Below are 18,542 nucleotides of genomic sequence, written 5' to 3' on the forward strand. Positions count from 1 at the left end.
GGTGCTGGCGATCTTGACTTCGAAAACCTTGTCGAGCGCCGCCGGCGGCACTTTCGCGGTGAATCGTTCGACGTGGATCCGCTCCTTCGACCAACCCTTCTGTTCCGCGAGGTTGATGATCGGATCCTGCCACCAATCAACGCCGCATATAAAGAGTTGCGTGTCTTCCGGCTGGTCCTCAAGGAGGGCCGCCGGATTGAGCAGCTGATTGAGTTCGCTCGCCTCGTAATAATACTTCGTGTCGTCGGCGAAGTTCGATTTCTCGATCATCTCGCCGAAGGACCCCGGCGACATGATTGCGTAGACGTAGTGCAATTCGAAAGGAATGCCTTCGCGCTTGAGATGATCAGCGATGCTCAGCACGGGCGTGACGCCGATGCCTCGCGCCAACAAAATCGCGCGTTTCGTTTGCCGCGGCACGCGAAAACGATTTCTCGGCAGACCCACTTTCAACGCGTCGCCAACATTCACCTCCGTGTGCAGCGCCTTGGAGCCGCCACGACTGTTGGCGTCATTCCAGACGCCAATGACGTAGCGATCGCGTTCCGTCGCGCTGTTGCACAAGGAATATTGGCGCACCAGGCCGCCTGGAAGAGTGACGTCGACATGCGCGCCCGGGGAGAAGGCGGGCAGTTCAGCGCCAGTGGGATCGACCAGTTCAAACGAGGCCATATTGTGCGCCTCGTCGGTCTTCTTAGCTACAATGACCTCACGCAGGGTGTCGTCCATCGCTCGTCCGATCAAGATGCAGAACTGAGCGCAGAAGGTAGCAAGAAGCATACCCCTAGGCCCGAAGCCGGCTAAGGCCAAGGATCGATCTCCCGACGCGGCGGCGACGCGCGCAAGGTTATCCTCCCGATCCTCGACGATGCGTTCCGGCTGCTCCAGCGCCGGCGACGATCGGCACGCGCGCCGAGAAAGCGCGTCAAGAGCTGGCGGGGAACCGACAATGTCGCCAATCGGCCAAACGCCTGACGTTTCCGTGCGCCGCATGTTGGCAGAAACAATTGATATTATTTGTATTTTTTTACCAGCGAATCTGGGCGCCCTTCTTGAATTAAACAGCCGACAAGGAGGCCGCATGGCTGAAGCCGAGATCAATACCGGGAGTCTGAAGGAGCGGTTGTTCGACGCCGACGCTCTGCCGCGCGACATCCACGGCTATCACAGGCGCACGAAACATGCGCCGACTCGCTATGCGCTCGGGCCGGCCTTTCTCGATTGGACCTCGCAGCCTTCCCCCTTCCGGCGCTTCGACGGCGCGCCGCGCGTCGAACTGCCGCTGCGCGATCACGACGAGACTGCGCCTTTTCCCGGCCCCGCGCCGCTCGCCGCCCCATTCGACCGCGCGGCGCTTGGCCTCTTTTTGGAGCTCGGCTTCGGGATCAGCGCGTGGAAAAGCTATGAAGGCTCGACGTGGGCGCTGCGCAACAATCCATCTTCCGGCAATCTGCATCCGACCGAAATCTATCTTCTGACCAACGCCGTCGAGGGTCTTGGCGCGCACGCCGCCCTTTATCATTACGCGCAGGAAGATCATGCGCTGGAGCGTCGCGCCGATTATGAGCCGCCGGTCGTTCTGCCCGAACGCGGCTTTGTGCTCGGATTGAGTTCAGTCCCATGGCGGGAGAGCTGGAAATATGGCGAACGCGCGTTTCGCTATTGTCAACTCGACGTCGGCCATGCGATCGGCGCCGCCGCTCAGGCTGCCGCGGCGCTTGGCTGGCGCGCGCATCTTCTGTGCGAACCTGGCGACTCGGACATTGCGGCGCTGCTTGGCCTCGATCGGCCCGACTCTGCGCATCGGCGCGAGGAAGAACATCCCGATGCGCTATTGTGGATCGCTGCGGATGAAAGCGCGCCGCCCGCCATTGACGTCTCGTCCCTTGCGCGCGCGCCGCGGACGTGGACGGGCGCCGCAAATCGCCTGAGCGAAGATCACGACGGCTGGCCGCTCGTCGACCTTGCAGCGCGGCTGTGCGTCAAGTCGCGCACGCCGACATTGGCGCGCGTGTCGCACATTGCGCCGAAGCCCACATTTCCTTTTCCGCTGCCTGACATCGGACGCGTGGTGCGGGGTCGGCGCAGCGCGCAGCGCATGGATGGAATCGCGCGCCTTTCGCGGGAAGCGTTTTGCGCGATGCTCACATCGACGCTTCCTGACGCCGAACCATGTCTGGCGCCCTTCGCCTGGCCGCCGCGCCTCAACCTTCTGCTCTTCGTGCATCGCGTCGACGGCGTGGAGCCGGGTCTCTATCTGCTGCAACGCGACGCCGAAAGCGTGGCGCGGCTGCGCGAAATGTCGGCGCTGGCGTTGCTTTGGACGCCGATCGACCTCGGCCCTCTCAAACTCTTTCGCCTGCGGTGCGGCTCCGTCGAACGCGAGGCGAGCATGAACGCCTGCCGCCAGGCGATCGCCGGCAAGGGTTGTTTCGCCGTTGCGATGATCGCCGATTTCGACCGCACGCTTCAGGAGGATGGCGGCTTCGGCTATCGCCGGCTGCATTGGGAGGCCGGCGCGATCGGCCAGGCGCTTTATCTTTGGGCCACCGCCATCGGTCTCTCCGGCACGGGCATCGGTTGCTTCTTCGATGACGAGATCCACGCGATGCTCGGCCTGCCGCCAGAGCAATACGCGTTTCAGGACGTCTACCACTTCACGGTCGGCGCCGCGCTGGAAGACGCGCGCATGTTGACGCTCCCCGCCTATCCGGAAGAGATGCGCGCGCGAACATGAATCGAAAACGGATGCTTGTCGAAGCGCCGGTCGCGCACGTTTCCTCGCATTCGGCTCTCTCTCCGAGCATCTGCGCTTAGGATCGGCGCCGTCGCTGAACCGCCGGCGAATCATCACCGCATGATGTTCGACGGCGCTGCGCCGTTATCAGTCGTCGAGGCCGCCGGACAGCCGCTCCCGCCAGCGTTCGCGAAAGGCGCTCGCCAGGCCCTCGCTCGCAAAGACGACCTCTATCGACCACTCGGTGGTGCGCGTATCGTCGGGCCACGCCCGCTCCGCGCTACGCCAAACGACATTCGGCCAATCGGGATTGCGCTGCGGTTTGCCGCTCTCCCGCGACGATGGCCGGCCGACGCGCGCAATCAGCCAATCCATGATTTCGGGTCGAAAGGCCGCGCCAAAAAACAACCCATGCCGACCCATGCGGTCGGGCGCGCGAAAGATGCGCTGGTTTAGCCAGGCGAAGGACGGCGGATCGGGATCGTTGTGGAAGCAACGCAGCGCCAACAGCCGAAATCCCATCGGAATGGGAAGCGCAGGGACAGCATTGACGCAGCCCGCAGATTCCTGCAGCGCCGCCGCGGCGTCCGTCCTCACGCGTTCTCTCTTCGCGGATCGGGCGGCGACCGATCGACGGCCTTCAGCGCATCGAGCACGGCGATCAGCGCGCGACGCCCGTCTTCCACCGCCTCCGCCTCAGTGTCGCCGACGCCAAGACAGCCGGGAATCTCCGGGTAAGACAGGACGAAATAGCCGCCCTCTTCCGCCGGCGCGCGGCCCAGTTCGGTCCGATAGGCGGGGCTGTCGCTCATTTGTCCAACTCGTCCATGAGGTCGATCATCGCGACGAAGGCCTTTACGTGAACGCTTCTCACCTTCGCCTTCATGGGAATGGCGACGCAATTCGGCACCGAAGGATGCGTGAACACGACATGCGTTCCCGTAACTTTGCGAAACTTGATCGCATATTGCGAGGCGGTGATTTCAAAATCTGCGGGCGTCCAATCCCCGCCCGGATCGTTGCGAAACGCCTCCAAGCGCTTGTTATGCACGACGACGCCTCCCGTCGGTAGCGGCTCGAATCTTGCTCGCCATCGATGCAAATTCGCAGCCAGCCTTACGGAGCGGCCCCGATGTTCGTTCGCGTTTGCAAGGAAGACACGCTCATGGAGGGCGGCATGCGCATTGTCATCGCCGACGCGCAACTCATCGTTCTCGCCTGGCCGGAGAATGGCGTCATCAAGGCGTTTCAGGGCGTCTGCCCGCACACCAACGTCCCCTTGGCGGACGCGGATTTCGACGGGACGACGCTCACCTGTCCGCTGCATTTCTGGTCCTGGGACATGAACAGCGGACACCCCACCCATCCGCATGCGACCTCGCTTGCGGAATATCCGGTCCGGATCGAAGACGGCGTCGTCTACATCGACGCCGAAGGCGTCGCGCCGATCTTTGCGGAACCTTGAGCGAGACTGTGGTCCGTATATTGCGATGCGGCGATTGCGTCAGGGAGGGTGGGCGAGCATGGCTGTGGATCTGAAGACGGATTGGACGAACGACGAACTCGCCAAGCTGATGGCTTCCGTCGAAGACGATCGCGACTGGCGGCTGGAAGTCAGCGCCGCAGGGGTCGCCGATCTGAGCGACAAGACCGCCAATCCCACCGGCCCGGAGTATGACGAGTCGCTGCATTGTTTCTTCGAAACATGGATGCAGGGAACTGATTTTGTCGGCGCATCGGCCGCCGCCGACAAGGCGCTCGTCGAAAAGATCGCAAACGCCCTGCGCGAAAATTATCCGGAGTGCAAGGCGGGCAAATTCGTTTACGTGGCTTTGTAGCGCGTTCTTGCGCCGGAAACGCCGCGCGCCGCTTCAGTTACTGGTGTGCTTTTTGCTTTTGCTGGGCGGGCAGGGGGACGATGGCACACCTAGGATTCCGTGAATTTTTGTCCAATCGAAGTGCGCCCTTCGTCATCATTCTGGGCGCGAATGAGATTGCTTCGGCGGTGGCTGCGCGTCTGGCGCGCGAGGGCTACCGCGTCGTGCTCAGTCACGACCCCTACCCGCCCGTCATTCGGCGCGGCATGTCGTTCCACGATGCGCTTTTCCAGGATCGCGCCGAAGTCGACGGCATTCAGGGCCTCCGCGGCGAGACTGCGCTGGAAATCGTGCGGGTGTTGTCGAGCCCGGGCGTCGTGGCGGTGACCTCGCTGCAACTGACCGATCTCATCGCCTTGCGCACCCCCGACGTCCTGGTCGACGCCCGCATGCAAAAGAGTCGTATGACGACCAATCTGCGCAACATCGCCAATCTCGCGATCGGCCTCGGTCCCCATTTCGCCGCCGGCGTGAACTGCGATGTCGCCATCGAGACGCATCCCGAACATGCCGGCGAACTGGTCAAAGCCGGCGAAACTCTGCCCAACGATCATATGCCGCGCTATCTTGGCGGCGTCGGCCGCGGCCGCTTCGTTTATTCGGCGCGCGCGGGCGTTTGGCGCACGCCGCTCGACGTTGGCGCGCGAATCTTCAAGGATTATCTCCTTGGCCTGCTGGACGGTCACCGCGTCCTTTCACCGATGGACGGCTTCCTGCGCGGCATTGCGCGTGACGGGGCAGTCGTGCCGGAAAACGTGAAGCTCGTCGAGGTTGACCCGCGCGGGCGCGCCGCCAGCTGGACCGGCGCCGACGAATATGGACGCGCCATAGCGGACGCCGCCTATTGCGTCATCGCCAAGACCGCTCACCCACGCTGTTGGGCGCGGCCCGTGACCGAAAGTTACCATTGAGGCTTGGACAGTGACGACGACGACACTCGACAATTCGGCATCGATATACGACCGCATCGGCGGCTTCGACACGGTCGACCGGCTAGTCGAAACCTTTTACCGCAATATGGACGAATTGCCGGAAGCGCGCGGCATACGCGCCGTGCACGCGGACGACCTCGGGCCGACGCGCGCCATTTTAAAGGTCTATCTGACCGAATGGCTCGGCGGCCCCAAGGAATATTCCGCGAAGAAGGGACATCCGCGTCTGCGCATGCGGCACGCGCATTTGCGCATTGGTCCGGCCGAGCGCGACGCCTGGATGCTGTGCATGAACGGCGCGCTCGATGCGACGATCGAGGACGTCGCCATACGCGAAGGCCTGCGCGAAAATCTGGCAAAGCTGGCCGATTGGATGCGCAATGACCCGGATAATGCGCATGACAAGCGCCATTAAGGCGCGAAGCAAGAATTTCGAAATGACGAAACGAGTGGTGTTCGAGTCCTGAGGCCGGACGCTTCCGCGCAAATGAGTGAGCCGCGCTTAGCGGCCGAATCGCATCAGCTGCGATAGCCTTCTTCGGCGAGCACCTGACGGACCGCAGGCCGTGTTTTCATGCGCTCGTAATGCGCCTGGCAATTCCGGGGCAACGTCATGCCGGTCTTGTCGGCCCAAAACTCCACATAGAAGAGCGCCGCGTCGGCGACCGAAAAGCCGCCGGCGACATAGTCTTTGCCCGCCAGTTCCGTATCGATCGCGATCAGCCCCGCTGCGACGATCTCCCGTCCTTCGGCCTTGATCGCCTCGACGTCCGGCTGCCGCCCGGCATAGCGTTCCGGCGTGAAGACGCGTCGAAAGCCTTCGCCGTGAATATGCTGAACGCAAAAATGCATGGCCGCCAGCGCCGCGTCGCGCCCATCGAGGCTCTCCGGCAGCAGCTTGCGGCGCGGATAGGCCTCCGCAAGCCAGACGGCGATCGAGTGAAAATCCGTCAGCGCGACGCCGTCGTCGCGCAACAGAGTCGGGATCGTCCCGTTCGGGTTGATCGCCAGATAGTCCGGTTTGAGGTGATCGCCTTTGACCAGATTGACGATATAGGCCTCAAAAACCAGCCCGACCTCTTCCAGCAGGATGTGTATGCCCGTGGAGCAGGATCCGGGCGTCATATAGAATTTCATTCCCGGCTCGTCTTGCGGGCGTCTGATCGGCGTTCAGCGATCTCAGCCGAATTTGAACAGCACGCCGTAACCGCCGCGCGGATAATTCCATTCGATGTCGCCGCTCGGCTCCGCGATGATCCGGCATGTGCCGCATTCGACGCAGCCGTCCGTCGTGATCTCGACCTGCCCGGCCGAGTTCATCTCATAGCAGTGCGCCGGACAGACGTTCAGCAGGCTGAGCAGCTGCGGCGAGGGCGTGCTGTGCGGACGCACCTTGATGTGGGCGCGGCCGGCGTCGACGAGATAGCGATTGAGGTATAGCTTGTCCTCTACCCGGACAGCTGCTTCTGCGCTCATTGTCCTTCTCCATTGCTAGAGGGTATCGCTCCGACTACCTCCACGCGCGCGCCAATCGAAACGCGTCGCCGACCAATCCGGTCAGCGAACGCGCCGCGAGGAAGGAACGGAACGTGGTCTTTTCTTTTTCCCGCTTCGGCGTGCCGTCGACGCGGAGGAAATTCGTCATGGCCTTGGAGACCAGCTGCGGATAGGTCAGGAAGAAGTTCTGCGCCTGAATGTGCAGCAGGTCCGGCATGTCCCGATACTTCTTCAGATCCTTCATGACGAAGGATTCATCGAGCATCTTCTTGTAGAGCGCGAGGTTTTCCTTGGTCATCGGATCGCGGCGCGACTTGATCTGGAAGATCGCCTCCGCGGCGATACGACCCGAGGTCATCGCCAGATTTGAGCCCTCGCGATGGATCGCATTGTTCAACTGCGCGGCGTCGCCGACGACCACCCAGCCATCGCCATAGAGCTGCGGGATCGCCTTGAATCCGCCTTCGGGGATCAGATGCGCGGCGTATTCCTTGACTTCCGAGCCGGCGATGAGCGCCGCCACCGACGGGTGCTGCTTGAACTTTTCCAAGAGGCCATAGGGCGTCTGCCCCGTCTTCTCGAAATCCGCCACCAGACAGCCGATGCCGAGCGAAATCGACTCCTTGTTGGTGTAGATGAAGCCCATGCCGGTCATCCCCTGGGAGATGGTGCCGACCGCCTCGATGACCGCGCCTTCGTCGCCGCGCAGATTGAAGCGGGCCTCGAGCGTCTCCTGCGGAAGGAAGTGCATTTCCTTCACCGCCAGCGCGACATTGTTCTTGTCGGGCGCCTTGCGCAGGCCGGCCCGCGTGCCGAGCAGCCCGCTGACGCCTTCCGCCAGAACGACGACGTCGGCGCCGACCTGGCCGTTCTTGCGGTCCGTGCGCACGCCGATGACTTTGCCATAGGCGTCCTGCAGCAGTTCCAGGACGGTGGTCTCGCACAGCACGACCGCGCCGGCCTCCTGAACCTTCTTGGAGAACCATTTGTCGAATTGCGCGCGGATGATCGTGTATCGGTTGGGACGCTCTTCGTTGAATTCGTCGGAGCGGTAATGGAGTCCCGTATGGGAATTGTCATCCATCATCCAAAAGCGCTGCTCGACGAGATGGCGCTCGAGAGGCGCGTCTTCGCGGAAGTCCGGGACAAGCTTTTCGAGCATGTCGGAATAGAGGATCGCGCCCTGCACGTTCTTGGAGCCGGAATATTCGCCGCGCTCCAGTTGCAGGACTTTGAGGCCCTTGCGCGCCAGCGTCAGAGCGGCGGCGTTGCCGGCCATGCCGGCGCCGACAACGATCGCATCGAATCTTTCTTCGATCATTCGCGTATCTCCTTAGCTCGCTAGGCGGTCGCGCTGGTGCGGAGACAATCGCTTCGAGAACGCTTCCGTAAGGGCAGGCAAAAGCCGTACCGCGTCGGTGACGATCCCAAGATGCGCGAAGTCGAAAATCGGCGCGTTTTTGTCGGTGTTGATCGCGACGATATAGTCCGCGCCCTCGACGCCGACGCGATGCTGGATCGCGCCGGAAATGCCTGCGGCGATATAGAGCTTGGGACGGATGGTTTTGCCGGTCTGGCCGATCTGCCGGTCGGAGCTGACCCATCCCTTTTGCACGAGTGGGCGCGAACAGCCGAATTCCGCGCCGATCGCGCTCGCCAGTTGACGGACAAGTTGGAAATTTTCCGGAGAGCCGAGGCCGAGTCCGCCCGCGACAACCACGTCGGCGAAAGCCAGATTGGATTTTGTCGAATCGCGGTCCGGCAGAAACGACAAAACTTTCGTGACAATGTCGTCTTCCACCATGCTGAGCGGATGTTCGATCACGCGGCCGATCGGCTTTTCGACCCGCTCCGGCATCGGCATCACGCGCGGGCGCACGGTCGCCATTTGCGGACGATAATTGAGCGTGAAGATCGTGCAGAGCAGAGAGCCGCCGAACGTCGGACGCGTCGCGGCGAGCGAGCCCTCGGCGTCGACGTCGAGTTCCGTACAATCGGCGGTGAGACCGGTCAGCAGAGTCGTCGCCACCGAACCGGCGAGATCGCGACCCAGGATCGTCGCGCCCAGCAGCAGGATTTCCGGCTGATAGGCGTTGACGAGATCGGTCATCGCCTTGGTGTAGCTCTCGTTGCGGTAATCCGTGAGGATGTCGTCCGCGACGAGATAGGCCAGGTCGGCGCCATAGTTGAAGCTTTCCCGCACGACGGCCTGCGTCGCCTCATTGCGCGTGCCGATGACGACGGCGGCGAGATTGACTCCAAGCTTATCGGCAAGAACGCGCCCGGCGCCCATCAGCTCCCAAGAGACGGGATGCGGCTGTCCACGCTCCTGCTCGATGAAGACCCAGACATGCTTGTAGGCCTTGAGATGTTCGGGCAGCTCTTTCTTCGCCGAGGCGCGCCCCGCCGGAGCAGGAGCCTTTGGTGTGTCATTCATGAGTCGCGCTCCTGTTCGAGATCAATAGCCGCGCGTTAATTGCCCGAGCTCGGCTTCGAGTTTCTGCCGCCGCTTGAACAATTCTTCGACGAAGGCGTCGCCCGGCTTGTCGCCGAGTTCGATGAATTCTGCCCGTTCCGCACGCGGCTTCGGCGCAAAAACGCGCTTGACGATCGTCGGCGAGCCACGCAGCCCGCATTTGGTGATGTCCTCGACGCCGGCGTCCTGCGCGCTCCATCTGACGATCGTCGCGCGCGCCGCCGCCAACGCGTCGCTCAGCGAGCCGATCCGGATCTCATTGACGCCTTCGAGGATGGAAATCAGGCAGGGCATTTTGCTGCGCAGCTTCTGCACGCCGCCTTCGCTGCGCCGTTCGACGTCGATCGTGCCGGCCGCGAGGTCGACATTGTCGATGTGCGAGACATAGGTGAGCTGCATCAGGCCGAGCCGTTTGGCGACGCCCGGCCCGACCTGCGCCGTGTCGCCGTCGATCGTCTGCTTGCCGGTGAAGACAATGTTGGGCGGGCCAAACTCGACCCCGATCTTGCGGATCGCCGTCGCCAGCGCGTAGGTCGTCGCCAGCGTGTCGGCGCCCGCGAAGAAACGGTCGGTCAAGAGCACGGCGCGATCAGCGCCAAAGCTCAGCGCCTTGCGGAGGCTGTCCTCGGCGGAAGGCGGCCCCATGGTGAGGATGGTGACCTCGCCGCCGAACTGCTGACGCAGCCGTAACGCCTCTTCGATCGCAAAGAGGTCATATGGGTTGATGATCGTCGGAACGCCCTGGCGCATGATCGTGTTGGTCACCGGGTGAACACGGATCTGCGCCGAGTCGGGCACTTGCTTCATGCAGACGACGATATGCATTGGAGTTGTCCCCGTTGATCCTATGCGTTCACTTCAGAACGTTGAGCTGAACCAGATTCGGCGCCGGCGCCGGCTTGACGGCGTCCTTATGGACTTTGAATAGACGCTCTTCGATCGGCGTCGACTCCAAAAAATCCTGATAGGCGCGCTCGAGGAAGTCCTTGCAGCGCTGGGTCACGGTAGCGTCGTCCAGGTCGCATAGATCCTCGCTGAAGAGATATTGCCCCATGCGCCGCAGGATATGGAGGCGCGCGACATTGACCACTTTCGGATCAAATTCGACGCCGAGCAGCGTGAAGAACTCTTCGGCGCAGGACGCCTTTTTCAATTGCTCCAGAATGACGGGCTCCGACATTTGGGTCTCCTTTATATGATTTCCGCCGGCTGCGTCTTTGGCGCGTCGCCGTCGCGCGCCTTGACGTTCCGTTCGCGCTCCCGCAGACGCCCCTGCAGATGCGACACCCGCGTCTCCAGGAACTCGACTCGATCAAGCAGGACAGAAAACGCCTCGCCGACCGGATCAGGCATCAGATGGTGATTGAGGTTGATGCGGCCATCAAACGTGCAGCGGCCCACGTCGCGATGCACGACCTTCGCCGGAATGCCAACCACCGTCGCGTCGCGCATCACGCTTTCGATCACGACGGAATTGGCGCCGACGCGCGCATTGCGGCCGATCGTGATGGGACCGAGGATCTTCGCGCCCGCGCCCACGATCACTTCGTCTTCAAGCGTCGGATGGCGCTTGCCCGGCGACCAGGACACGCCGCCGAGCGTCACGCCGTGATAGATCGTGACGTCGTCGCCGACGACCGCTGTCTCGCCAATGACGACGCCCGCGCCATGGTCGATGAAAAAGCGTCGGCCGATCGTCGCGCCGGGATGAATGTCCACATTGGTCAGAAAACGCGCCAGCCAGGAAAGGACGCGCGCGCCGAAGCGATGATCGTTGATCCACAGCCAATTGGCGAAGCGATGCCAGATGACGGCGTGCAGACCGGGATATGTGAGCAGCGTTTCGAAACGTCCGCGGGCGGCGGGATCCCGCGTCGCGACGCACGCCAGATCCTCTCGGATCAGTTGCAGGCGCGTCGGCTCCTTCGGCGCGGTGGACGCCTTGGCCTGCGCCGTCTCATTCGTCATTGTGGCGAGTCGTTCGAGCATGACGTCTTACATGCCTCTCGCATGACCGCTCGCGCAGACGCTGCGCCAGATCGACGTGAGCGCCTCGCCGCTCACCGGTCCCTTGTGATCAAGCGCATGGGCGCGCACGCAGGATACGATTTCGCCAAGCTCCTCGACATTGACCGACAAATTCAGCCGCTGCAGCATCGCGGTGACGGCCGCCGAGCCGGAATGTTTGCCGATCACGATTTCATGCGCGCGGCCGAGCACGCCCGGGTCGAAGGACTCATAGGTGCTCGGGTCCTTGAGAAGCCCGTCGACATGAATGCCGGATTCATGCGTGAAGACATGCTCGCCGACGATGGATTTGTTTAGCGGGATTGGCCGCCGCGCTGCAGCCGAGACGAGCGCCGCAACGTTGCGCAGCTCGGTGAGCACAATGCCGGTTTCGTATTTGTGCAGCTGCCGCGCCGCCACGGCGACTTCTTCCAGCGGCGCATTGCCGGCGCGCTCGCCCAGCCCGATCACGGTGACCGACGCATGCGTCGCGCCCGCTCGGATTCCCGCCAACGTGTTGGCGGTGGCGAGGCCCAAATCGTCGTGGCAGTGGATTTCGATTTCGAGGTCGCTCTCGGCGCGCAATTTGGCGATCAGATCGTATGCGGCGAAGGGATCGAGCACGCTCAACGTATCGGCGACCCGGAACCGGCGCGCGCCGGCGGCCTTCGCCGTCGCCATCGTCTCCATCAGGAAGTCCGGGTCGGCGCGCGAGGAATCTTCGCCGCCGACCGCCACGTCGAGGCCCTTGTCCCGCGCATAGGCGACCACGCGCCGCGTCATCTCCAGCGCCTGGGCGCGCCCGCCGCGCAATTTCGCGCCGATCTGCTTCTCGGAAACGGGCACCGACAGATTGACCATCGAGACCCCGGACGCGAGCGCCGCATCGACGTCCTCGACGCGCATCCGGCACCAGGCGATCGCCCGAAGCGGCAGCTCCGCCTCGACGATCGCGCGAATCATCGCGATCTCGACGGCGCCCATCGCCGGCGTTCCGGCTTCGAGCTCGGTGACGCCGGCGCGCGCCAGGGCCCGCGCGATCTCGAGCTTTTCATCGCAGGTGAACGCGACGCCCGGAGCCTGTTCGCCGTCCCGCAGCGTGGTGTCGTTCAACACGACATCCAGCCTCTGCGCCGGCGAAGCGACGGGAGCGAGCAGACTCTGTAAGGACCTATATGTCGTCATCGACTCATACGAGCGGCAAGGCGCCCGCTTTCCTGCCATCAAGGAACAACCGCAGAACCGCTCTGCGCATCCGGGAAACCCTTCAGCTGAAGGATTTTTGACAGCCGCAGGTGGATGATGCGTTGGGATTTTCAAAGGTGAAGGCGGACCCGGCGAGATCCTGACGAAAGCCGAGCGTCATGCCTTCGAGGCGTGGACGCGACGCCGGATCAATCAGCACGCGAATGCCGTCCGTCTCCACGACGATGTCATCGCTTCTCTGCTGCGGGTCGAGGTCGACGACATATTCATAGCCGGCGCAGCCGCCTTCCTTGACCAGGATGCGCAGACCACCCTCTCGTTGAGAGGCCCGCGCCATCGCATCCTTTACCGCGGCGACGGCTGCCTGCGAGACCGTGATCATACTGGAGCCTCCGAGATGAGCTTGTTTCCGCTTGTAACAAGCAAGCGACATGCCATCCCGTCACAGGCCAAAATTGGCCTGTTCAACCGCCGGCTTAGGCGATTGTCGAAAAGTCGACATAACTTGTTCGAATGAGCTTACACGGTCTGTCCGTCGGCGGGGGTCGCCGGCTGTTGCGCCGTCGATGCGACGCGGCTGCTTCCTGTTTCCGCGCCATAGCAGAGCTGATAATCGGCGCAATTCGAGCACACGGGCGTGCTGCACATGACGAAACCGTCGTCCTCGCACATCATGCGATAGATGAAACGCTTCCAGCGCATGTTCTTGTCATTGCGCAGCGCAAGCGGCGCGAAATGGCGCGCGATCAATCGCGTCAATTCAGATCGGTCGCGTAGCCCGAGGTCCTCCCAAAGGTGATTGGGCTCCATGGCGCGGCGCGCGATCATGGCGGCGAGCCAGCGGCCGCATTCACCCTCGCTGGAGCGATTCTCAAGAAGAAGCTCCCGCACCATTTCGATTTCGTCGGCGTCCACGACGCTCGCCTGCTGGTCACTGCAGGATTCGACGCCTCGCGCGGGAAAGCAGCGAGAAAAGAGATCGCCGAGGTCGGCTTCGGTCAGACCGGCTTGCGCCGCGAGATCGCTGCCCTCGCTTGAGGCCAAGGCGAGAATCGACGCCAGAACGTGACGGTCGAAGTCAGCATCACAGTCTATATTCGCCGCCTCTGGCCAAACCCCGGTCAGATAGCGATATGCGCTTGCAGCGTCACGAACGTTCGGTCCGCTCTCCGTCGCCGCAGACGCGAAGCCGCTTCTGCCCTCGATATCCGGAAAGGCGCGCACCATCACGTCACGCTCCGCTGAGAATATGACGTCGACCTCCCGTTGGGGAGGTCGACGCTTATGCATTGCCGGATTAGGCGATGGCCGCGAGGTCGGCGGCGGTCTTGCCGATCTGGCTCTCGTCGACCGCCTTCATGATGCCGTGCTCCATCAGCATGTCTTCGAGCTCGTCCATCGTGATCGGCGTCGGGATGATGCCGTTGCCCGCATTGGCGTGGACCTTGTTCGCCAGATTGCGGTAATGGCCAGCCTGCGTCGACTCCGGCGCATATTCGATCACCGTCATGCGGCGCAGCTCGGCGTGCTGAACGATATTGTCGCGCGGCACGAAGTAGATGAGCTGCGTGCCAAGCTTCGCCGCAAGCGCTTCCGCAAGCTCGAGCTCCTTGTCCGTCTGGCGCTCGTTGCAGACCAGGCCGCCCAGGCGCACGCCGCCGGAGTTGGCGTATTTCAGAATGCCCTTCGAGATGTTGTTGGCCGCATACATGGCCATCATCTCGCCGGACATGACGATGTAGATCTCCTGCGCCTTGTTCTCGCGGATCGGCATCGCAAAGCCGCCGCAGACAACGTCGCCCAGCACGTCGTAGGACACATAGTCGATGTCCTCGTAAGCGCCGTTCTCCTCGAGGAAGTTGATCGAGGTGATCACGCCGCGGCCCGCGCAGCCGACGCCAGGCTCAGGTCCGCCGGACTCGACGCAGCGGATGTTGAGATAACCGACCTTCATCACGTCTTCGATCTCGAGATCTTCGACGCTGCCGGCGTTCGCCGCAAGGCTCAGGATCGTGTCCTGCGCCTTGGCGTGAAGGATCAGGCGCGTCGAGTCAGCCTTCGGATCGCAGCCGACGATCAGAATCCGGTGACCCATCTCCGCAAGTGCGGCCAGTGTGTTCTGGGACGTCGTCGACTTGCCGATGCCCCCTTTGCCATAAAACGCGATTTGCCGTAGCGACATGTCTGTCTCCTCTTGAGCCCTTCGACACTACCCGGTGATATGCCGGGCAGTTCCTCTGCATCAGAAACTGGTCGCGGGTTACGGGAAGGAACACATCGCTCGGCGTAACGTAGGCGTGCGCTCAGCCCTCACTCGCGCTGGACTGGTAGCAACGGCCATGCCAATGCGGCAATTGTTGCTATTTGGTTGTTTTATAAAGGCTTGATCAATCGATGAGCGCGCCGCGCATCATTTGTCTTTGTGAGGGAAGCCGACAGTCTTGACATTGTTGCGAACAAAACATCGCACGCTGCGCATTGATCCAGGACACATTGAAGGAGCTTGGAATAAAGCTTGCTTCATATCTCTGGACGGCATTTGGCGGCATATGTTCGAAAGGAGCAGGGATGCAGATTGGCGTCGAAACCGCGAAGGCGGTCGATCAACGGCGGGTGTTCGTTCTCGACGAAGACGAAATCGTGCGCGCCGCGCTCCAGTTCATGCTGCATGATGAAATTGAAACGCACGAAATCGCCAGCATCCAGGAAGCCTATGATAAAGGCGCCGGCTGGCTGAAGCCGGATGTGATCCTGCTCGGCGCTTCTTTTCTAAAGAGCAATGGCGTGACGGTGCTCAAGGAATTGGCCGAGCGTTTCGCCGACGTGCGGATCCTGATCGTCTGCGACAAGGCTGACGAAGCGCTCGCGGTCGACGCCATGAAGCATGGCGCGCATGGCACGTTGGTGAAGCCGCTGACGATCGAAAATGTGCGACAGAAGGTCGACACGGTCCTCGGACGCGGCGGCGCCAAGCCGCTCGTGCAGTTGGGGCTACTTTAAGTCAATACGCGCCGCGTTCTCGGTCGGCGCTGCGATGGAGTGACGGCATTACCCCGCAGCTCGCGCAATGGCTGACGATGCAAGGCTTTCCAGCCGAGGCCGTGAACGCGGTCGGCGCCGACGGCCTGACGCCGCTTCTTCGCGCTGCTGCCGAGGCGAATGTCTCGGCCTTGCGCGAGATCATCGCTGAGGGCGGCGATCTCGGCGCCACGACGCGCGACGGCAACGACGCGGTTTGGTTGGCCTGCAAGCGGGACGGGGTGGAGGCCATCGAGGCGCTCGCCGCAGCCGGCGCCAATATTCACTATCGTAACCCCGACGGCTCGACGGCGCTGATCTACGCGGCGTCCGCGGGCAAGACCGCGGTCGTGACGCTGCTGCTCGCGCTCGGCGCCGATCCGCTGCAGGAGAACGTCGACGGATTTTCAGCGCTCGATCTCGCGGCGAATATCGAGTGTCTGCAATTGTTGCGCGCGGCGTCTCGCCGGCGCGGCGATCCGCTCAAATCTGAAGGAATGGTCGAAACATGATGACGATCGACGACATCATCGAGAACTTCTCCCTGCTTGACGATTGGGAGGATCGCTACCGCTATGTCATCGAACTCGGCAAAATGCTCGAGCCGCTGCCCGACGCGCTGAAGAACGACCAGAATAAGGTTTCGGGCTGCGCCAGCCAGGTCTGGCTGGCGACGACGATTTCCCGCGCAAACGGCGGCGAGCCGGCGTTGATGATCCGCGGCGACAGCGACGCGCATATCGTGCGCGGCCTCGTTGCGATCCTGCTGGCGCTCTGCTCCGGCAAGACCGGCGCGGAAATTCTGAAGGCGGATCCTGTCGCATTGTTCGAGCGTCTCGGCTTGCGCGACCATCTCACGCCGCAACGCTCCAACGGCTTCAAGTCGATGGTCGGGCGCATCCACGCGGAGGCGCGCGAGCTGCTCGCGGCCTCCAGCGCGGCGTCTTGAAGGTTTGATCTCCGTCAGCGCGACAGAATCATCACCAGGCGGTCAACGCGTTTGCCGCCTTTGAGATGCGAGTCGTAGATTTCGTCGATGTCTTCGGGCGTCGTCGGCCGGTACCAGACGCCTTCGGGATAAACCACCATCAATGGCCCTGCGGAGCAGAAGCCCATGCAGCCCGCGGAGGTGAAGCCGATTTCGCCGCCGCCGTCGGCTTCGACGCGCTTGCCCAGCCGCTCCCAGAGCGGCTGCGCGCCGAGAGCGCCGCAACTGCCCCGCGGATGGTTCGGCGGCCGTTGCGTGAAACAAGCAAAGACATGTCGCTTGTACAGCTGAGGCAGCTCAAATTCTTCTTCAGACGTTTCCGACATTCTGCACCGAGTCGTTGTGAGGATTGTAACACGGCGCCATGCGAGACATGCGCTTCGTAACGAAAGCGCTCAACCCTGACGCCGCGAACCGTGGACGTGGAATAATTGCAAATTTCAGTCCAGCCTCAGCAAAGCGGGCTGGCGCCTTCCTTGCTGGTTGAACCCGAACAGTCGAGAATTCCACTCGGGCTATGCAGGATACTCAGATGGAATCACAAAGCGACATGACAAAGCTTTCAGAGCCAAACAGTCGCGTCGGCCGCGCCGATAGCTCGCCGGAAGCGCAAGCGCTCTATGAAGAAGTCGTGGCGGCGCTGCGCACCGTATTCGACCCGGAAATTCCGGTGAACATATACGATCTCGGACTGATCTATCGCATCGACGTGATCGATCGACGCGACATCGACATCGACATGACGCTGACCGCTCCGGGCTGCCCCGTCGCCGGCGAAATGGTCGGGATGACAAAGAAGGCCGTCGATGCGGTCGACGGCGTCGCGAATGTGAAGATCACTCTCGTGTTCGATCCGCCGTGGCATCAGAGCATGATGAGCGACGAAGCCAAGCTCGAACTCGGATTTTTCGATTCCTGAGAGTGATCCGCTCGACGGTTGAAGACGTTCAAACGTCAAGACGTCGAACGATGCGTCTCACAAATACAGGCACGATATTCGCAACGAGATGTGCGGGCGTGAGATGACTCCGCCGTCTCTCTACGAGAGCTTCCGTAATCGTTCAGCACATCGAGGCTGTCATGATCGAACTTACTTCCGGAGACGGACGCAGTTTTTCCGCCTATCGCGCCGAACCCGCTGACGCGCCGAAAGGGGCCGTCGTCGTTCTCCCCGACGTCTATGGCGTCACGCCGCATCTGCAAAAGGAGGTCGACGGCTTCGCCGCGCAAGGTTACGTCGCGATCGCGCCGGCGCTTGCTGCGCAAGAGGGCGAGGGCGACGGCGCGTCCGTCACGACGGCGTTGCAGGACATTCAGGCCACGATCGACGCGGTGAAGAGCGTCGGCAAGGTGGCGCTCGTCGGCTATGACTGGGGCGGCTATCTCGCCTATGTTTCCGCCAACAGCCTCAACGACGTCGTCTGCGCGATCAGCTATTATCCCGCCGGGATTTCTGAGGAGCGCTGGGTCAAGCGGAAGATTCCGACGCTGCTGCACTTTCCAGAAAACGACCCGTCGCTGCCGATGGAAGAGATCACCCAATTCCGCGCCCAGCGGCCCGACGTCAGCGCCTTCTCCTATCCCGAGGCCCGCAACGGTTTCAATTTCGACGCCGCGGAAAGCTTCGACGCCGCCGCTGCGGAATCGGCCCGCGAGCGCACCTTGTTCTGGATATCGCAATATGTCGAAGGCCAGGCGCCGATTGCTCTGAAGAACTCCGGCGCCTATGCGCAGGCCAAGACCGACAAGAAAAAGAAGAAGAGCAACGACGACATGGGTCCGCCGGACGCGTAAGAACGCGTTT

Annotated in this window: 26 protein-coding genes; 10 read left to right on the plus strand and 16 right to left on the minus strand. The window is 62.3% G+C overall.

Annotated elements, in window-relative coordinates:
- Positions 1 to 729, minus strand: a 729-nt coding sequence (locus AB7F41_RS00005; protein ID WP_428406410.1) for a ferredoxin reductase, incomplete at its 3' end; no start/stop codon positions are given.
- Positions 730 to 1,081: 352 nt separating this feature from the next.
- Between AB7F41_RS00005 and AB7F41_RS00010 the strand changes: the two genes are divergently transcribed.
- Positions 1,082 to 2,737, plus strand: a complete 1,656-nt coding sequence (locus AB7F41_RS00010; protein ID WP_428385622.1) for a SagB/ThcOx family dehydrogenase — start codon at positions 1,082 to 1,084, stop codon at positions 2,735 to 2,737.
- A 147-nt stretch (positions 2,738 to 2,884) separates the two neighbouring features.
- On the opposite strand, the gene AB7F41_RS00015 is transcribed toward AB7F41_RS00010, so the two are convergent.
- The 3 genes from AB7F41_RS00015 to AB7F41_RS00025 are packed head-to-tail and all read right to left on the minus strand — an operon-like array spanning position 2,885 to position 3,788.
- Positions 2,885 to 3,334 carry a hypothetical protein gene (locus AB7F41_RS00015; protein WP_428385621.1) on the minus strand — a complete coding sequence of 150 codons (450 nt, stop codon included), beginning with the start codon at positions 3,332 to 3,334 and terminating at the stop codon, positions 2,885 to 2,887.
- The gene (locus tag AB7F41_RS00020; RefSeq protein ID WP_428385619.1) at positions 3,331 to 3,549 is read right to left on the minus strand and encodes a type II toxin-antitoxin system HicB family antitoxin; all 219 of its coding nucleotides are present in this window, start codon (positions 3,547 to 3,549) and stop codon (positions 3,331 to 3,333) included. Before AB7F41_RS00020 ends, AB7F41_RS00015 begins: the two co-directional genes overlap by 4 nt.
- The gene (locus tag AB7F41_RS00025) at positions 3,546 to 3,788 is read right to left on the minus strand and encodes a hypothetical protein (RefSeq protein WP_428385617.1); all 243 of its coding nucleotides are present in this window, start codon (positions 3,786 to 3,788) and stop codon (positions 3,546 to 3,548) included. Before AB7F41_RS00025 ends, AB7F41_RS00020 begins: the two co-directional genes overlap by 4 nt.
- Positions 3,789 to 3,869: 81 nt before the next feature.
- Here AB7F41_RS00025 and AB7F41_RS00030 point away from each other — a divergent pair, with 81 nt between their 5' ends.
- From AB7F41_RS00030 to AB7F41_RS00045, 4 genes are all read left to right on the plus strand, one after another.
- Positions 3,870 to 4,202, plus strand: a complete 333-nt coding sequence (locus AB7F41_RS00030) for a Rieske 2Fe-2S domain-containing protein (RefSeq protein ID WP_428385616.1) — start codon at positions 3,870 to 3,872, stop codon at positions 4,200 to 4,202.
- Positions 4,203 to 4,260: 58 nt separating this feature from the next.
- A complete protein-coding gene (locus AB7F41_RS00035) occupies positions 4,261 to 4,575 on the plus strand; it encodes a hypothetical protein (RefSeq protein ID WP_428385614.1) in 315 nt (104 codons plus the stop codon).
- A gap of 80 nt (positions 4,576 to 4,655) precedes the next feature.
- Positions 4,656 to 5,525 (plus strand): xanthine dehydrogenase, encoded by an 870-nt coding sequence (locus AB7F41_RS00040; RefSeq protein WP_428385613.1) that lies wholly within the window; start codon positions 4,656 to 4,658, stop codon positions 5,523 to 5,525.
- 10 nt (positions 5,526 to 5,535) lie between these two features.
- A complete protein-coding gene (locus AB7F41_RS00045; RefSeq protein WP_428385612.1) occupies positions 5,536 to 5,961 on the plus strand; it encodes a group II truncated hemoglobin in 426 nt (141 codons plus the stop codon).
- Positions 5,962 to 6,065: 104 nt separating this feature from the next.
- On the opposite strand, the gene AB7F41_RS00050 is transcribed toward AB7F41_RS00045, so the two are convergent.
- From AB7F41_RS00050 to nifH, 11 genes are all read right to left on the minus strand, one after another.
- Positions 6,066 to 6,683 carry a glutathione S-transferase family protein gene (locus AB7F41_RS00050; protein WP_428385609.1) on the minus strand — a complete coding sequence of 206 codons (618 nt, stop codon included), beginning with the start codon at positions 6,681 to 6,683 and terminating at the stop codon, positions 6,066 to 6,068.
- Positions 6,684 to 6,725: 42 nt separating this feature from the next.
- The gene (locus AB7F41_RS00055) at positions 6,726 to 7,022 is read right to left on the minus strand and encodes a ferredoxin family protein (protein WP_428385607.1); all 297 of its coding nucleotides are present in this window, start codon (positions 7,020 to 7,022) and stop codon (positions 6,726 to 6,728) included.
- Between the two features lie 34 nt (positions 7,023 to 7,056).
- Positions 7,057 to 8,364, minus strand: a complete 1,308-nt coding sequence (locus AB7F41_RS00060) for an FAD-dependent oxidoreductase (protein ID WP_428385605.1) — start codon at positions 8,362 to 8,364, stop codon at positions 7,057 to 7,059.
- A gap of 12 nt (positions 8,365 to 8,376) precedes the next feature.
- On the minus strand, positions 8,377 to 9,480 hold the full coding sequence (locus tag AB7F41_RS00065; RefSeq protein ID WP_428385603.1) for an electron transfer flavoprotein subunit alpha/FixB family protein: 1,104 nt from the start codon (positions 9,478 to 9,480) through the stop codon (positions 8,377 to 8,379).
- 21 nt (positions 9,481 to 9,501) lie between these two features.
- Positions 9,502 to 10,344: an electron transfer flavoprotein subunit beta/FixA family protein gene (locus AB7F41_RS00070; RefSeq protein ID WP_428385601.1), complete on the minus strand. Its 843-nt coding sequence runs from the start codon at positions 10,342 to 10,344 to the stop codon at positions 9,502 to 9,504.
- A gap of 28 nt (positions 10,345 to 10,372) precedes the next feature.
- Positions 10,373 to 10,699: a nitrogenase stabilizing/protective protein NifW gene (gene nifW / locus AB7F41_RS00075; protein ID WP_428385600.1), complete on the minus strand. Its 327-nt coding sequence runs from the start codon at positions 10,697 to 10,699 to the stop codon at positions 10,373 to 10,375.
- Positions 10,700 to 10,710: 11 nt separating this feature from the next.
- Entirely contained in the window at positions 10,711 to 11,487 is a 777-nt protein-coding gene (gene cysE / locus AB7F41_RS00080; RefSeq protein WP_428385598.1) for a serine O-acetyltransferase, read from the minus strand.
- Positions 11,488 to 11,514: 27 nt separating this feature from the next.
- Positions 11,515 to 12,711 (minus strand): homocitrate synthase, encoded by a 1,197-nt coding sequence (nifV, locus tag AB7F41_RS00085; protein ID WP_428385596.1) that lies wholly within the window; start codon positions 12,709 to 12,711, stop codon positions 11,515 to 11,517.
- Between the two features lie 82 nt (positions 12,712 to 12,793).
- Positions 12,794 to 13,114, minus strand: coding sequence for a HesB/IscA family protein (locus AB7F41_RS00090; RefSeq protein WP_428385594.1), 321 nt, complete (start codon positions 13,112 to 13,114; stop codon positions 12,794 to 12,796).
- A gap of 137 nt (positions 13,115 to 13,251) precedes the next feature.
- Positions 13,252 to 13,959, minus strand: coding sequence for a nitrogen fixation protein NifQ (locus tag AB7F41_RS00095; protein WP_428385631.1), 708 nt, complete (start codon positions 13,957 to 13,959; stop codon positions 13,252 to 13,254).
- Between the two features lie 70 nt (positions 13,960 to 14,029).
- On the minus strand, positions 14,030 to 14,914 hold the full coding sequence (nifH, locus tag AB7F41_RS00100) for a nitrogenase iron protein (protein WP_428406399.1): 885 nt from the start codon (positions 14,912 to 14,914) through the stop codon (positions 14,030 to 14,032).
- A 386-nt stretch (positions 14,915 to 15,300) separates the two neighbouring features.
- Between nifH and AB7F41_RS00105 the strand changes: the two genes are divergently transcribed.
- The 3 genes from AB7F41_RS00105 to AB7F41_RS00115 all read left to right on the plus strand — a co-directional run bounded on the left by AB7F41_RS00105 (position 15,301) and on the right by AB7F41_RS00115 (position 16,699).
- Entirely contained in the window at positions 15,301 to 15,732 is a 432-nt protein-coding gene (locus AB7F41_RS00105; protein ID WP_428385016.1) for a response regulator, read from the plus strand.
- Positions 15,733 to 15,809: 77 nt separating this feature from the next.
- Positions 15,810 to 16,262 (plus strand): ankyrin repeat domain-containing protein, encoded by a 453-nt coding sequence (locus tag AB7F41_RS00110; protein WP_428385018.1) that lies wholly within the window; start codon positions 15,810 to 15,812, stop codon positions 16,260 to 16,262.
- Entirely contained in the window at positions 16,259 to 16,699 is a 441-nt protein-coding gene (locus AB7F41_RS00115) for a SufE family protein (protein WP_428385020.1), read from the plus strand. The genes AB7F41_RS00110 and AB7F41_RS00115 overlap by 4 nt, the downstream gene beginning before the upstream one ends.
- A gap of 14 nt (positions 16,700 to 16,713) precedes the next feature.
- On the opposite strand, the gene AB7F41_RS00120 is transcribed toward AB7F41_RS00115, so the two are convergent.
- Positions 16,714 to 17,064, minus strand: a complete 351-nt coding sequence (locus AB7F41_RS00120) for a (2Fe-2S) ferredoxin domain-containing protein (RefSeq protein WP_428385022.1) — start codon at positions 17,062 to 17,064, stop codon at positions 16,714 to 16,716.
- A gap of 224 nt (positions 17,065 to 17,288) precedes the next feature.
- On the opposite strand from AB7F41_RS00120, the gene AB7F41_RS00125 reads away from it, so the two are divergent.
- Together AB7F41_RS00125 and AB7F41_RS00130 are read left to right on the plus strand one after the other, a co-directional pair.
- Positions 17,289 to 17,657, plus strand: coding sequence for an SUF system Fe-S cluster assembly protein (locus tag AB7F41_RS00125; RefSeq protein WP_428385023.1), 369 nt, complete (start codon positions 17,289 to 17,291; stop codon positions 17,655 to 17,657).
- Positions 17,658 to 17,818: 161 nt separating this feature from the next.
- Positions 17,819 to 18,532, plus strand: coding sequence for a dienelactone hydrolase family protein (locus tag AB7F41_RS00130; RefSeq protein WP_428385025.1), 714 nt, complete (start codon positions 17,819 to 17,821; stop codon positions 18,530 to 18,532).
- Positions 18,533 to 18,542: the final 10 nt, after the last annotated feature.

The sequence above is a fragment of the Methylocystis sp. genome (assembly GCF_050251305.1).
Lineage (GTDB): Bacteria > Pseudomonadota > Alphaproteobacteria > Rhizobiales > Beijerinckiaceae > Methylocystis.

Excerpts from the sequence above, each read along its gene's own strand:
- cysE (WP_428385598.1), bottom strand. The coding sequence starts at position 11,487 with ATGACGAATGAGACGGCGCAGGCCAAGGCGTCCACCGCGCCGAAGGAG.
- nifW (WP_428385600.1), bottom strand. The coding sequence starts at position 10,699 with ATGTCGGAGCCCGTCATTCTGGAGCAATTGAAAAAGGCGTCCTGCGCC.
- AB7F41_RS00105 (WP_428385016.1), top strand. The coding sequence starts at position 15,301 with ATGCAGATTGGCGTCGAAACCGCGAAGGCGGTCGATCAACGGCGGGTG.
- AB7F41_RS00035 (WP_428385614.1), top strand. The coding sequence starts at position 4,261 with ATGGCTGTGGATCTGAAGACGGATTGGACGAACGACGAACTCGCCAAG.
- AB7F41_RS00125 (WP_428385023.1), top strand. The coding sequence starts at position 17,289 with ATGACAAAGCTTTCAGAGCCAAACAGTCGCGTCGGCCGCGCCGATAGC.
- AB7F41_RS00120 (WP_428385022.1), bottom strand. The coding sequence starts at position 17,064 with ATGTCGGAAACGTCTGAAGAAGAATTTGAGCTGCCTCAGCTGTACAAG.
- AB7F41_RS00110 (WP_428385018.1), top strand. The coding sequence starts at position 15,810 with ATGCAAGGCTTTCCAGCCGAGGCCGTGAACGCGGTCGGCGCCGACGGC.
- nifV (WP_428385596.1), bottom strand. The coding sequence starts at position 12,711 with ATGACGACATATAGGTCCTTACAGAGTCTGCTCGCTCCCGTCGCTTCG.
- nifH (WP_428406399.1), bottom strand. The coding sequence starts at position 14,914 with ATGTCGCTACGGCAAATCGCGTTTTATGGCAAAGGGGGCATCGGCAAG.
- AB7F41_RS00020 (WP_428385619.1), bottom strand. The coding sequence starts at position 3,549 with ATGAGCGACAGCCCCGCCTATCGGACCGAACTGGGCCGCGCGCCGGCG.
- AB7F41_RS00065 (WP_428385603.1), bottom strand. The coding sequence starts at position 9,480 with ATGAATGACACACCAAAGGCTCCTGCTCCGGCGGGGCGCGCCTCGGCG.
- AB7F41_RS00070 (WP_428385601.1), bottom strand. The coding sequence starts at position 10,344 with ATGCATATCGTCGTCTGCATGAAGCAAGTGCCCGACTCGGCGCAGATC.
- AB7F41_RS00050 (WP_428385609.1), bottom strand. The coding sequence starts at position 6,683 with ATGAAATTCTATATGACGCCCGGATCCTGCTCCACGGGCATACACATC.
- AB7F41_RS00010 (WP_428385622.1), top strand. The coding sequence starts at position 1,082 with ATGGCTGAAGCCGAGATCAATACCGGGAGTCTGAAGGAGCGGTTGTTC.
- AB7F41_RS00090 (WP_428385594.1), bottom strand. The coding sequence starts at position 13,114 with ATGATCACGGTCTCGCAGGCAGCCGTCGCCGCGGTAAAGGATGCGATG.
- AB7F41_RS00115 (WP_428385020.1), top strand. The coding sequence starts at position 16,259 with ATGATGACGATCGACGACATCATCGAGAACTTCTCCCTGCTTGACGAT.
- AB7F41_RS00060 (WP_428385605.1), bottom strand. The coding sequence starts at position 8,364 with ATGATCGAAGAAAGATTCGATGCGATCGTTGTCGGCGCCGGCATGGCC.
- AB7F41_RS00030 (WP_428385616.1), top strand. The coding sequence starts at position 3,870 with ATGTTCGTTCGCGTTTGCAAGGAAGACACGCTCATGGAGGGCGGCATG.
- AB7F41_RS00130 (WP_428385025.1), top strand. The coding sequence starts at position 17,819 with ATGATCGAACTTACTTCCGGAGACGGACGCAGTTTTTCCGCCTATCGC.
- AB7F41_RS00040 (WP_428385613.1), top strand. The coding sequence starts at position 4,656 with ATGGCACACCTAGGATTCCGTGAATTTTTGTCCAATCGAAGTGCGCCC.
- AB7F41_RS00095 (WP_428385631.1), bottom strand. The coding sequence starts at position 13,959 with ATGGTGCGCGCCTTTCCGGATATCGAGGGCAGAAGCGGCTTCGCGTCT.
- AB7F41_RS00055 (WP_428385607.1), bottom strand. The coding sequence starts at position 7,022 with ATGAGCGCAGAAGCAGCTGTCCGGGTAGAGGACAAGCTATACCTCAAT.